Genomic DNA, 12,547 nt, shown 5'->3' with positions numbered 1-12,547 from the left:
CAAGGGAACGAAACCGCCATGAAAAAAGACATGAAGGTCGTTCCGTTACCCGTTTCGCCGCCCCCGGAACCGGTCCCGCTGCGTCTCACGGGCCTAACTTTCACCGGCTTTGCGATCATGTTCCTGTTCTTCGGCATGGCCGGAGGCTGGGCGACGCTTGCGCCGCTCGACAGCGCCGCGGTAGCGCCCGGCCTTGTCAAGGTCGCCGGTGACCGCAAGCTCATCCAGCACCTCGAGGGCGGCATCATTGCCGGGTTGACCGCCGCCAACGGCGATATCGTCCGGGCGGGCAAGGTCCTCCTCCAACTCGATGACACGCAGGCCAAGGCGAGGCTTGATCTGGTCCAGAACCGGATCGCAACGCGCGAGGTGCTGGCCGCTCGCCTGAGGGCGGAGCGTGACGGCAAAGCCGAGATCGAGTTCGATCCGGCCCTGCTTGCAAACCCCAGCAAATCGGCAAAGGACGCCGTTGCCGCCCAACGTGACGTGTTTTCGGCCAAGCACCACAATCTGAAGGACGAGCGAGAAATTCTCAGCCAGCGCCGCCGCCAGACCGAGGAAGAGATAACGGGACTGCAGGAACTCATCGTCACCGAGGACAAGCAGATCGAGGTGTTCGAGGGGGAAACCAGAGATCTTGAGAGCCTCGTCAAGCGCGGCCTGGTCACCCGCGAGCGTTGGCTGCTGCTCAGACGGCAACAGCGGGAAGTCGAAGGGGAGCGGGCGACCAATGTCGCAGCCATCGCTCGCGCCAAGAGCGCCATGGCCGAGATCGACATGCAGATCGTCAACCTCAATACGTTGCAGCTGAACGAGGCCGTCGAGGAGTTGAGCAAGGTCGAGGCGGAACTGTTCGACCTCAGGCAGGAGGAGCGGTCCGCCAAGGACGTCCTTGCCCGCACCAGTGTCGTCGCGCCGGTAGACGGCATTATCATGGACCTGAAGGTCCATACGGCCGGGGGCGTGGTGAAACCCGGCGAGACCCTGATGACGATCGTGCCGATGGGACAGCAGCTCGTCATCGAGGCCATGGTCAGACCGGAAGACGTCGAGACGATCGCTCCCGGACAGCCGGCGCGCGTCAGTTTCCCGGCCTTTGCCCGTTACAACCTGCCGCCGCTCGACGGTGTCGTGGAGATCGTATCGGCCGACAGGATGGTGGAGGAGCGCAGCGGCGCGCCTTATTTCGCCGCGACCGTCGTGATCGACCAGAGCGAGCTTGCCAAGCTGGACGGCCGCAAACTCCTGCCCGGCATGTCGAGCGAGACAATGATCCGGACGGGTGCCCGCACCGTGCTTTCTTACCTCGCCGAGCCGATCACACAGAACTTCCGCCGGGCGATGCGGGAAAAATAGCCGCAGCCCGCACGCTTCCCAAAATCCCGATCACGCCGCCTTGGCGGCGTGATATTCCTTGATGGCGACCATCTTGATCGCCGGGTAACGCTCCGCCTCGTAGCGTAGCGAGAAGGCATCCTGGGCGAGGAAGACGGGATCGCCGTCGAGATCGCGGGCGATATCGCCGCGTTTGACGGTGAGGAACTTTTCCAGATCGGCTGGCTGATCGGCCGAGATCCAGCGGCAGACGGAGAAGCGGGACGTTTCGAAGGAGACCGGCAGGCCGTATTCGGCCATCAGCCGCTCCTTCAGGACGTCGAGCTGGAGGGCGCCGACGACGCCGACGATCGCCGGCGAGCCGTCTTCCGGCGAGAACAGCTGGACGACGCCTTCCTCGGCCATCTGCTGCAGCGCTTCCTTGAGCTTCTTCGCCTTCATCGCGTCTTCCAGGCGCACGCGGCGCAAGATCTCCGGCGAGAAGTTCGGCACGCCTTGGAAGACCAGCGATTCCCCTTCGGTCAGCGTATCGCCGATGCGCAGCGTCCCGTGATTGGGGATGCCGACGACATCGCCGGCATAGGCCGTGTCGGCGAGCTGGCGCTGCGAGGCGAAGAAGAATTGCGGCGCCGTCAGGCCGAGCTGCTTGCCGGTGCGGGCGAGCCTCGCCTTCATGCCGCGTTCGAGCTTACCCGAGCAGATGCGGGCAAAGGCGATGCGGTCACGGTGGTTCGGATCCATGTTGGCCTGAATCTTGAAGACGAAGGCTGTCATCTTGTCGTCGGTCGCATGCACGGTCCTGGTGTCGGCGATCTGGTCGCGCGGCGGCGGCGCGAATTCACCGAGCGCGTTGATGAGGTCGCGAACGCCGTAATTGCGCAGCGCCGAGCCGAAGAAGACGGGCGTCATATGGCCTTCGAGGAAAGAATCGCGGTCGAAGGGGCGGCAGGCCTCGATGGCAAGCTCGGTCTCGTCGATAAAGGCCTGGCGCTCATTTTCCGGCAGCCTGTCGGCGACGGCTTGCGGGCCGTTGACCGGCGTCGTCTCGACTTCGGTGTCGGAACCGCGGGCGGTGCTGTTGGCGAGATGATAAGAACCGCAGAAGGTCTTCGAACGGCCGATCGGCCAGGTGATCGGCGCCGTATCCAGCGCCAGCTTCTCTTCGACCTCGTCGAGGATCTCGAAGGGATCGCGGCTCTCGCGGTCCATCTTGTTGATGAAGGTGATGATCGGGATATCGCGCATGCGGCAGACTTCGAAGAGCTTTAGCGTGCGCGGCTCGATACCCTTGGCGGCATCGATGACCATGACGGCGGCGTCGACGGCCGTCAGCGTACGATAGGTGTCGTCGGCGAAATCCTCGTGGCCTGGTGTGTCGAGGATGTTGAAGACATTGTCGTTATATTCGAAGGTCATCACCGAGGTGACGACCGAGATGCCGCGCTCACGCTCGATCTTCATCCAGTCGGAGCGCGTCTGCATGCGGTCCTTCTTCGCCTTGACTTCGCCGGCAAGCTGGATGGCGCCGCCGAACAGCAGCAGCTTCTCGGTGAGCGTCGTCTTACCCGCGTCCGGGTGGGCGATAATAGCGAATGTGCGGCGGCGGGAGACCGCCTCGGCGAGGCTTTCGGCCATGATGTGAATCCTGTGGAATTGCCGCTTAACTAGCGATTAAAGGCCGCGATTGCAATTGACCCCGGCCGCTCACGCGCAAAGTAATGGGCCATGACCATTCATCACGATCTCAGCCCGACGCTGAACCTCATCCGCCTGGCCAATGGCGAGGGCCTCGACCTGCCCGCCTATGAAAGCAAAGGGGCGGCCGGCATGGACCTGCGCGCCGCCGTCGCCGACGGCGAACCGCTAACGCTCTCGCCCGGCAAGCGGACGCTGGTGCCGACCGGCTTCATCTTCGAAATCCCCGAAGGGTTCGAAGGACAGGTGCGGCCGCGCTCCGGCCTTGCCTTCAAGCACGGCATCACCTGCCTGAATTCGCCCGGCACCGTCGACAGCGACTATCGCGGCGAGGTGAAGGTGCTCCTCGCCAATCTCGGCGAGGAAGCCTTCACCATCGAGCGCGGCATGCGCATCGCCCAGATGGTGATCGCGCCGGTGACAAGGGCGCGGATTTTGGAGATCACCGAAGCGAGCGAGACCATACGAGGCGCAGGCGGCTTCGGCTCCACCGGCGTTTGATCAACGGTTCGAATGAAGCAGCCGAACGGTTGATGAGCAGCGTTGTGGGGGCGCTTATGCTATTCAAGAAAGCGCGATGGGGCGTAGTGATGGGTCTAGCGGCAGCGCTGATTGCGACGCCGGCGCTTGCGATCGATTCAACAAAGCTTCAGTCAATTCGCTCATCTTTGTCTGTGGAAGAGATCGTGGCTTTTGCCATGGCGAAGTCGACAGCGCCGATTCTCGACATCGACAAAACAATCGAGATGAACATCGTCCTCAACGTGAAGGGTATGGAGAGGAGCGATGTTCAATCCTTACAGATTGAGCTTTTGCGCGTCTTCTCTGCGATCGGGGCTTACGCGGAAATCGGTATCAATTTCGATGCTAGTCGATCCATCGATTACTCGCCTGCAACGCCGTATGCACCGTTCAACGATCAGAACCAGCCGCCAAACACCCAGACTCTCAACGTATTCATCGATCGTGATGCGCTTGAACTGGCAAAGTTGGGCCAAATAGCAGTCCACGACATAGACACGCTTCGAAGCAAGCCGGACACGTCGACATGCTATCATGAGAGCCGAATAGGAAACCCGGTTATCAATGTTATCGTCGACCGCGACGTCAATCCTGTAGGTTGCCTTTATGGAGTACTGCTGCAATCAATCGGACTTACCGATGCCTTTGGTCGAGCTGCCGCGACTTTCAGTCCCGGAAGGATTCCCGGCTTCAGGATCAACGCTGAAATGGCGGCAGCATATGCCGTTCGTGAATGTCGGGACGCCGTTGATAAAAAAAATCAGCTTGAGAAATGCCTGAGAGGAGTTCTCAAGGAAGGCAACTAAGGACCGTGGATTGGTCGATGCCGCCGCCTCGAGTTTTCGCACGAGACGCGTCGATGGCGAATTTCGGCTCCTACTCAGCCAATATCTACCTTTTCCGTGAAAGCGGCGGCAGACGGCGTTTGACGGGCGACGACTTGATCATCGAGGTGTTGGTCTCTGCCCGTTCGGCAACCTTGTCGAGGATGCCGTCGAGCTCGGTCATCGAGCGCACCACCAGACGGGCGATGAAACAATCCTCGCCCGTCACCTTGTCGCATTCGACGATCTCGGGAATTTCCTGAATGAGGCGCTCGACGATGTGCAGCTGTCCTGGCAGCGGCCGCACGCGGATGATCGCCTGCAGCGGATAACCGACGGCGGCCGGATCGAGATCGATTGTGAAGGCCTTGATGACGCCGCGCTCCTCCAGCCGGCGCAGACGCTCGGCGGCACTGGGCGAGGAGAGGCCCACCTGCTGTGCCAGCTCCTTCAGCGAGATGCGGGCATTGCCGGCCAGCGCTTCGAGAATGGTCTGATCGATTTCATCAAGCATCTGGGCGCCGTTAGGCATCAGCGTTTCCTTTCCTTTTATTATTAGGCAACATCGGGGAAATTCATTCCTATCTTTATATAATTTCGCGTACAGCCGCAATATTATCACCTCAGCAAAAACGGAGGCGACCATGAGCGGCGATATCAAAAGAGGTTCGGTGGAAATGACGGCAGCGATGCTGATCTCGGGGACGATCGGCTGGTTCGTCGTCATGTCGGGCCAGCCGGTCAGCGGTGTGGTTTTCTGGCGCTGCCTGTTCGGCGCGCTGACCCTGCTCGTCATCTGCGGCGCCCTCGGACTGCTGCGGCCCGGCATCATCACGCTGCGCGCCTTCGGCATCGCGGTTTTCGGCGGCGTCGCCATCGTCGTCAACTGGCTGCTGCTCTTCGCCTCCTATTCGCATGCGACGATCTCGATCGCCACGACCGTCTACAACACCCAGCCCTTCATGCTGCTGGTGCTCGGGGCGCTGTTCCTCGGCGAGAAGATCACCGCCGCCAAGCTGTTCTGGCTGACGCTCGCCTTTGCCGGCATGGCGGCCATCGTCGAAGCGAAACCTGAGGCCGGCGGGGCATCGGATGGCTACGGCCTCGGCATCCTGATGGCGCTGGGTGCGGCCTTCTTCTACGCGCTGGCAGCCCTTGCCGCGAAATGGCTGAAAGGAACGCCGCCACATCTGATCGCGCTGATCCAGGTCGCAACCGGCATGCTGATGCTGGCGCCGATGACGACGTTTTCGCAGCTTCCCGGCGATGCCGGCGGCTGGGCGATCCTGGTGACGATCGGCGTCGTCCATACCGGGCTGATGTATGTGCTGCTCTACGGTGCGATCCAGCGGCTGCCGACTCATCTGACCGGGGCGCTGTCCTTCCTCTATCCGATCGCCGCGATCCTCGTCGACCGGCTGGCCTTCGGCCACGCGCTGCAGCCGATGCAGATCGCAGGCGCTGCAATCATCCTGCTTGCCGCCGCCGGCATGAACCTCGGCTGGAGCCCAAGATGGCTGCGGCCGAGGGCGCTTCAGGGCTGAGGTATCGGCAGGCACGCGGCGGCAGGCATTCCTTCTGGTGATGCATCCATCAGCGCCGGTGGATTGATGGCACGGCCCAGCGGATATAAAACGGCGGGGAAGAGGAGCCACCCCATGAGCTTTGCCGCCTTGCTTGCCTATGCCGGAGCGTTGTTCATCGCCGCGGCCATTCCCGGCCCCGGCATCACCGCCATCGTAGCGCGTGCGCTCGGCTCGAATTTCCGCGAGACCTTCTTCATGGGCCTCGGCCTGGTGCTCGGCGATATGACCTATCTCACAGCGGTCATTCTGGGCCTGGCTTTCGTCGCGCAGACCTTCGCGGAAGTCTTCCTCATCATCAAGGTCGCCGGCGCTCTTTATCTCGGCTACATCGCCTGGAAACTGTGGACGGCAGGGCTGCTGCCGCAGGATATTGCCGCGAAAAAATCCGGCAATGTCGGCCTGTCCTTCCTCTCCGGCCTGCTGGTGACGCTGGGCAACCCGAAGACGATGCTGTTTTATGTCGCACTGGCGCCGACGCTGATCGATATCGGCAATATCACCCTGCGCGACTATGCGCTTCTGCTCGCCGTCACCTTCGTGGTGCTGATCACCGTGCTGGTGCCCTATATGCTGCTTGCCGCGCGCGCCCGCACGATGCTGAAACAGCCGCGCGCCCTGCGGGCGCTGAACCGGGTTGCAGCCGGCATCCTTGCGGGCACGGCGGCGTTCATCGCGACGCGGGCAGCCTGAAATAAACATCCGCCAAGAGGCGGTTTTCAAAGCTTATTTTCTCTCCGCCACCCCCGCCCGGCGCGAACGCGCTCTGGTCTCATTCCGTCTTTGACCCTATTCTCCTCCTCGATTTCAGGGAATGAAGTCCAAAGGGAGAGAACCATGTCGCACAAACCCGGCCGCGGCCGCATCTATTCCTCGATCACCGAGACCATCGGCGACACGCCGCTGGTGCGCTTCGACAAGCTGGCGCGGGAAAAGGGTGTGGTGGCAAACCTGATCGGCAAGCTCGAATTCTTCAATCCGATCGCATCCGTCAAGGACCGCATCGGTGTGGCAATGATCGAAAGCCTGGAATCGCAAGGCAAGATCACATCAGGCAAAACGGTGCTGATCGAGCCGACCTCGGGCAATACCGGCATCGCACTCGCCTTTGCCGCCGCCGCCAAGGGATACCGGCTGATCCTCACCATGCCCGAGACCATGTCGGTCGAACGCCGCAAGATGCTGGCGCTGCTCGGCGCCGAGCTGGTGCTGACGGAAGGGTCGAAGGGCATGAAGGGCGCCATCGCCAAGGCCGAGGAGCTCGCCGCCTCCCTTCCCGACGCCATCATTCCGCAGCAGTTCGAAAACCCGGCCAATCCCGAGATCCACCGCAAGACGACGGCCGAGGAAATCTGGAACGATACCGACGGCACGGTCGATATCGTCGTCTCGGGCATCGGCACCGGCGGCACGATCACCGGCGTCGGCCAGGTGCTGAAGAGCCACAAGCCCGAGATCCAGATCATCGCCGTCGAGCCTGCCGATTCGCCGGTGCTCTCAGGCGGTAATCCCGGCCCGCACAAGATCCAGGGAATCGGCGCCGGCTTCGCGCCGAAGATCCTCGATACCGGCATCTATGACGAGGTCGTGACCGTCACCAACGACGAGGCCTTCGAACAGGCCCGCCTCATCGCAAGGCTCGAAGGCGTGCCGGTCGGCATCTCCTCCGGCGCGGCGCTGACGGCGGCGATCAAGGTCGGCAGCCGGCCGGAAAATGCCGGCAAGAATATCGTCATCATCATACCGTCTTTTGCGGAACGGTATTTGTCGACGGCGCTGTTTGAGGGGTTGGGGAGCTGAATAGCGAATAGCGAATAGCGAATAGCGAATAGCGAATAGGATGTAACCTGCTTTGCGGCGGGCAAGCCGATTAACTAGTCGCTATTCGCAACTCCCTATTCGCTTGCGCTCAGGCGGCCGCCGTCAACCTCTCGCCGGCGATCCGGTAGGAGATCGCCTCAGCCAGATGCAAACGGCCAACGGTCGGTTTGTCGTCGAGATCGGCGAGCGTGCGGGCGACCTTGAGGACGCGGTGGTAGCCGCGGGCGGAGAATTTCATCTTCTCGGCGGCGTCGCGCAGGAGTTGCAGGCCGCTCGCATCGGGCTCGGCGAGTTTTTCGATCATTGATGTGGAGCAGCGGGCATTGGTGCCGATATCCCTGGCGCCGGCGCGCGCGAAGCGCTCCTGCTGGAGCTCGCGGGCGCGGGCGACGCGGCGGGCGACATCGGCGCTGGCCTCGGCCGCCATCGGGCGGATCAGATCGGCGGCGGAGACGGCCGGCACATCGATGCGGATATCGATGCGGTCCATCAGCGGCCCGGAGATGCGGGCCTGGTAGTCGCTCATGCAGCGCGGGCCACGGGCGCAGGTATGGCCGGGCTCACCGGCCATGCCGCAGCGGCAGGGGTTCATCGCCGCGATCAGCTGGAATTTCGCCGGATAGGAGACGCGGTGATTGGCGCGCGCAATGACGCATTCGCCGCCTTCGAGCGGCTGGCGCAGCGCATCGAGCGCCTGCGGCGTGAACTCGGGGAACTCGTCGAGGAAGAGCACGCCGTGATGGGCGAGCGAGGCCTCGCCCGGCCGGGCGCGCAGACCGCCGCCGACAAGGGCGGCCATGGTGGCGGAATGATGCGGGGTGCGGAAGGGCCGGCGATCGGACAGCTTGCCGCCGGTGAGCTGGCCGGCGATCGAATGGACCATCGACACTTCAAGCAGTTCGGCGGGCGAAAGCGGCGGCAGGATCGACGGCAGCCGCGACGCCAGCATCGATTTGCCGGAACCGGGAGGCCCGACCATCAGGAGATTGTGGCCGCCGGCGGCCGCCACCTCGAGCGCACGTTTTGCGCTTTCCTGGCCCTTGATCTCGGCAAGATCCGGCAGGTTGGCGGCATTGGCGCGGATCGACGGCTCCGGCCGGGAGAGCACCTGCGTGCCGCGAAAATGATTGGCAAGGGCAATCAGGCTGCGCGGTGCGAGAATATCGACCTCGGCGCCGGCCCAGGCGGCTTCCGCGCCGCTTTCGGCCGGGCAGATCAGCCCCTTGCCGAGCGCATTGGCGCCGATCGCGGCCGGCAGCGCGCCGGCGATCGCGGCGATCGTTCCGTCGAGGTTGAGTTCGCCGACGACGACATAATCGGTCAGCGCGTCGCCAGGAATGGCGCCGAGCGCCGCCATCAGCGCGAGTGCGATCGGCAGATCGAAGTGCGAGCCTTCCTTCGGCAGATCGGCGGGCGCCAAGTTGACGGTCACCCGTTTGCCCGGCAGCGCCAGGCCGGAGGCGTGAAGGGCGGCCTGAACGCGCTCGCGGCTTTCAGCGACCGCCTTGTCAGGCAGGCCGACGATCTGCATGCCGACCTTGCCAGGCGCGATCATGACCTGGACCTCGACCGGCACGCCTTCGATGCCCTGGAATGCTACCGTACTGACACGCGCGACCATATGCCCACCCTTGTCCCGCAAACTCTTAGAGACCGCCCCGTGGCCGTTGAAAGCCAGCGGTTGCAATCTGGCACGGAAGCAGGACTAAAACAAGAACAATAAAAGAACGCAGGCGGATAAGCAGCAGTAATCGCGGTTGCACCCGATCGCAGCCTCAGCCGCGCTTGCGCTCGATCGCGTCCCAGAGCAGGGCCGCGATATCGGCGCCGCCGAACTTCCTGACCTCGCGGATGCCGGTCGGCGAGGTGACGTTGATCTCGGTCATGTAATCGCCGATCACGTCGATGCCGACGAGCAGGAAGCCGCGTTCCCTCAGCGCGGGGCCGATGCGGGCGCAGATTTCCTTTTCGCGCGGCGTCAGTTCGGTCGCCTCGGCGCGGCCGCCGACATGCATGTTGGAGCGGCTGTCATGCTCGGCCGGCACGCGGTTGATGGCACCGGCAAACTCGCCGTCGACAAGGATAATACGCTTGTCGCCCTTGCGCACGTCGGGCAGATATTGCTGGGCGATGAAGGGCTCGCGGAAGAGTTGGCCGAACATTTCCAGCAGTGAGGAGAGGTTGCGGTCGTCGCGGGTCGAATGGAAGACGCCGGCGCCGCCATTGCCGTAGAGCGGCTTCAAGATGATGTCGCCCATCTCGTCGCGGAAGCGGCGGATTTCGGCGGGATCCTTGGTGATCAGCGTCTTCGGCATCAGATCGGCGAATTCGGTGACGAAGATCTTCTCCGGTGAATTGCGCACCCAAGCCGGATCGTTGACGACGAGCGTCTTCGGATGGATGCGCTCGAGGAGATGCGTCGAGGTGATATAGGCCATGTCGAAGGGCGGATCCTGGCGCAGCAGCACCACGTCCATGGTCGAGAGATCGACGCGCTCGGGCGCGCCGAGTTCGAAGTGATCGCCCTTGACGTCACGCAGCAGCATCGGCTCGACGCTGGCAAAGAGCTTGCCGTCGCGGAAGCTCAGGCGCTCGGGGGTATAATGGAAGAGCCTGTAGCCGCGCGCCTGCGCCTCCAGGCTCATGGCGAAGGTGGAGTCCCCTGCGATATTGATGCCGGCGACATGATCCATCTGGACCGCTACATTGGTGATCTTGGCCATTTCCGTCCCTCGCTGAATGCCGGACAGATGTAGGTCGGCCCGGCATCAAACGCAACGGTCATCGAAGGCTTGCGGCAGTCGCCATTTTCAGGCGGCGATGCCCTGGCTGCCGCCGTTGCGCAGCATGTTGCGCAGACGGTAGGCGATTGCCAAAGGCTTCGGGAAAGGCTTGCGCAGGAAGGCGACCTTGCGGACGTAACTGTCGACCCGCCAGCTCGCCCAGGTTCCACCTGCGAAAAAGGCGACGTCGCCGGCGCACAGGGTCCGTTCCGTGCCGTCCTCGGCGGTGATATGGACCTCGCCTTCGAGGATCATCACGGTCTCGTCCCAGCCGAAATACCAGCGGAATTCGCCCGCCGTGCAGTCCCAGATCGCCGTCAGCGACGCCTCGTCATGGCCGCGCGAATGTTCGGCGGTGCGGGCTTCCGGATTGCCGCTGATGATCCAGTCGGGATTGATCGGCGTCGATTTCAGCGGCAGGTGGTCGCTCGCATGCGCGACGAAGGACTTCCCGGCCGGCTTCAGCGCGATATAAGGCACCGAGCGCGCAGCCATGCCGACCGCACTTGCAAGCATCATCTTCCAGGCCACGCAACAACCCCCAATTCTTAATCCCTACCGCGATGGTGGGTAGCAGAGAGAGGTAAGGAGCTCGTTCAACCCGGGACTAAAATTTTAACAATCCGGAAACTCGGCCGGGCAAAGCGCTCAGAAGGCGTCGGGAAAGTGCCGCGGCAACCGGCCGGGCATGACCGCGACGATATCGTAGCGCTGGGAAAGGCGGGCGTGATCGGCCTGGCGGGCGAGCCAGAGATCGCTTGCCGCCCGGATCCGCTTCTGCGCGGCGAGAGAGACGGCGTCGATGGCCGCAGCCTCGCCATGGCGGGCCTTGACCTCGACGAAGACGGCGAGATCGCCCTTGCGGGCGACGATATCGATCTCGCCGAGCCGGGTGCGGTGGCGCAGCGCCAGGATGCGGTATCCCTTCAGCATCAGGAAGACGGCGGCGACATATTCCGACATGCGGCCACGGCGCAGCGCTTTCCTTTTGATGGCAGTGGGGTCTTTATCGCCCATTGCCGCCCTTCAGCTCCAGCAGGCGCTGATAGAGCGCCTTGCGCGGCAGGCCGGTGAGACGGGCGGCCTCGGTCGCAGCCTTTGCCGTCGGCATCGACGTCGACAGGTCGGCAAGCACGGCCTCGACATCGGCCTCGGACGTTTCCGCCGGCTGCGGCGGACCGACGACGAGGACGATCTCGCCCCTGACGTTTTCCACCTGCTGGTAATGGGCGGCGAGTTCGGCCAGCGTGCCGCGGCGGAATTCTTCATAGGTCTTGGTCAATTCACGGCAGACGCAAGCCGGCCGCTCCGGGCCGAGCACATCGGCGGCAGCCAACAGCGTCGCGCCGATGCGATGGGGCGATTCAAAAAAGATCAGCGTCGCTGGAGTTGCGGCCAATTCACCGAGACGATCGCGGCGGGCCTTGTCCTTGGGCGGCAGAAAACCGGCGAAGAGGAAGGCGTCGTTCGGCAGGCCGGAACCAACAAGGGCGGCGAGCGGCGCCGAGGCGCCTGGAATGGGAATGACGCGGTAACCGGCGGCAATCGCCTGCCGGGCCAGCCGGTAGCCGGGATCGGAGACGAGCGGCGTGCCGGCATCGGACACCAGCGCTACCGACCGGCCGGCTTCCAGCGCCTGGATAAGCCGCGGGCCGGCTTCGTCGGCATTGTGCTCGTGGTAAGCGAAGGGGCGGTTCTGGATGCCGTAGCGGTCGAGCAGAACGCGGGTGACGCGCGTATCCTCACATGCCAGCACGTCGGCGCCGGCCAGCGTTTCCAATGCGCGCAGCGTGATGTCGCCGAGATTGCCGATGGGAGTGGCAACCAGATAGAGCGCCGGCTCCAGCGGCCGCGCCGGCACCGCCATGTTGTGCAGGCGGAAGCTTCGCCTCGTGGCGTCCTCGGCTGTGGTTTGCTCGTTCATGCCCTTTGCCTTCGTGCCGCCGGCGCCTTGCCGGTTCATCGGCCTTTATGGGCGAGCGCT

At 63.4% G+C, this 12,547-nt stretch carries 13 protein-coding genes; 6 read left to right on the top strand and 7 right to left on the bottom strand.

The genetic code is table 11. The features are described 5' to 3' along the window. The first annotated feature begins 18 nt into the window (after nucleotides 1-18). Nucleotides 19-1,356 carry an HlyD family type I secretion periplasmic adaptor subunit gene (locus HJC04_RS08685; RefSeq protein ID WP_259668832.1) on the top strand — a complete coding sequence of 446 codons (1,338 nt, stop codon included), beginning with the start codon at nucleotides 19-21 and terminating at the stop codon, nucleotides 1,354-1,356. Between the two features lie 30 nt (nucleotides 1,357-1,386). On the opposite strand, the gene HJC04_RS08680 is transcribed toward HJC04_RS08685, so the two are convergent. Beyond that, on the bottom strand, nucleotides 1,387-2,970 hold the full coding sequence (locus HJC04_RS08680; RefSeq protein WP_221145778.1) for a peptide chain release factor 3: 1,584 nt from the start codon (nucleotides 2,968-2,970) through the stop codon (nucleotides 1,387-1,389). A gap of 90 nt (nucleotides 2,971-3,060) precedes the next feature. Between HJC04_RS08680 and dut the strand changes: the two genes are divergently transcribed. Continuing rightward, nucleotides 3,061-3,531: a dUTP diphosphatase gene (gene dut, locus HJC04_RS08675; RefSeq protein WP_221145776.1), complete on the top strand. Its 471-nt coding sequence runs from the start codon at nucleotides 3,061-3,063 to the stop codon at nucleotides 3,529-3,531. Between the two features lie 32 nt (nucleotides 3,532-3,563). After that, on the top strand, nucleotides 3,564-4,358 hold the full coding sequence (locus HJC04_RS08670; RefSeq protein ID WP_259668831.1) for a hypothetical protein: 795 nt from the start codon (nucleotides 3,564-3,566) through the stop codon (nucleotides 4,356-4,358). An 85-nt stretch (nucleotides 4,359-4,443) separates the two neighbouring features. Here the strand turns inward: HJC04_RS08670 and HJC04_RS08665 are convergent, their stop codons facing one another. Continuing rightward, nucleotides 4,444-4,908, bottom strand: coding sequence for an Lrp/AsnC family transcriptional regulator (locus tag HJC04_RS08665; RefSeq protein WP_221145774.1), 465 nt, complete (start codon nucleotides 4,906-4,908; stop codon nucleotides 4,444-4,446). 112 nt (nucleotides 4,909-5,020) lie between these two features. Here HJC04_RS08665 and HJC04_RS08660 point away from each other — a divergent pair, with 112 nt between their 5' ends. The 3 genes from HJC04_RS08660 (at nucleotide 5,021) to cysK (ending at nucleotide 7,759) form a co-directional block, all read left to right on the top strand. Continuing rightward, nucleotides 5,021-5,920, top strand: coding sequence for a DMT family transporter (locus HJC04_RS08660; RefSeq protein ID WP_221145772.1), 900 nt, complete (start codon nucleotides 5,021-5,023; stop codon nucleotides 5,918-5,920). A 114-nt stretch (nucleotides 5,921-6,034) separates the two neighbouring features. Next, on the top strand, nucleotides 6,035-6,652 hold the full coding sequence (locus HJC04_RS08655; protein WP_210629487.1) for a LysE family translocator: 618 nt from the start codon (nucleotides 6,035-6,037) through the stop codon (nucleotides 6,650-6,652). Between the two features lie 144 nt (nucleotides 6,653-6,796). Beyond that, nucleotides 6,797-7,759: a cysteine synthase A gene (cysK, locus tag HJC04_RS08650; protein ID WP_221145771.1), complete on the top strand. Its 963-nt coding sequence runs from the start codon at nucleotides 6,797-6,799 to the stop codon at nucleotides 7,757-7,759. Nucleotides 7,760-7,868: 109 nt separating this feature from the next. Here the strand turns inward: cysK and HJC04_RS08645 are convergent, their stop codons facing one another. From HJC04_RS08645 to rsmI, 5 genes are all read right to left on the bottom strand, one after another. Further along, nucleotides 7,869-9,401 carry a YifB family Mg chelatase-like AAA ATPase gene (locus HJC04_RS08645; RefSeq protein ID WP_221145769.1) on the bottom strand — a complete coding sequence of 511 codons (1,533 nt, stop codon included), beginning with the start codon at nucleotides 9,399-9,401 and terminating at the stop codon, nucleotides 7,869-7,871. A 154-nt stretch (nucleotides 9,402-9,555) separates the two neighbouring features. Then, complete coding sequence (gene gshB / locus HJC04_RS08640; protein ID WP_210629490.1) at nucleotides 9,556-10,503, bottom strand: glutathione synthase; 948 nt, start codon at nucleotides 10,501-10,503, stop codon at nucleotides 9,556-9,558. A gap of 87 nt (nucleotides 10,504-10,590) precedes the next feature. Continuing rightward, on the bottom strand, nucleotides 10,591-11,094 hold the full coding sequence (locus tag HJC04_RS08635) for a cupin domain-containing protein (RefSeq protein WP_210629491.1): 504 nt from the start codon (nucleotides 11,092-11,094) through the stop codon (nucleotides 10,591-10,593). A 117-nt stretch (nucleotides 11,095-11,211) separates the two neighbouring features. Next, the gene (locus HJC04_RS08630; protein ID WP_221145767.1) at nucleotides 11,212-11,580 is read right to left on the bottom strand and encodes a YraN family protein; all 369 of its coding nucleotides are present in this window, start codon (nucleotides 11,578-11,580) and stop codon (nucleotides 11,212-11,214) included. Further along, nucleotides 11,570-12,487 (bottom strand): 16S rRNA (cytidine(1402)-2'-O)-methyltransferase, encoded by a 918-nt coding sequence (gene rsmI / locus HJC04_RS08625; protein WP_210629493.1) that lies wholly within the window; start codon nucleotides 12,485-12,487, stop codon nucleotides 11,570-11,572. Before rsmI ends, HJC04_RS08630 begins: the two co-directional genes overlap by 11 nt. Between the last annotated feature and the right edge of the window lie 60 nt (nucleotides 12,488-12,547).

The sequence above is a fragment of the Rhizobium sp. NLR8a genome, from assembly GCF_019685235.1.
In the GTDB taxonomy this organism is placed as follows: Bacteria; Pseudomonadota; Alphaproteobacteria; order Rhizobiales; family Rhizobiaceae; genus Rhizobium.
Note: the sequence above shows the minus strand (reverse complement) of the source record. Positions and strands in the feature narration are given on the sequence as shown.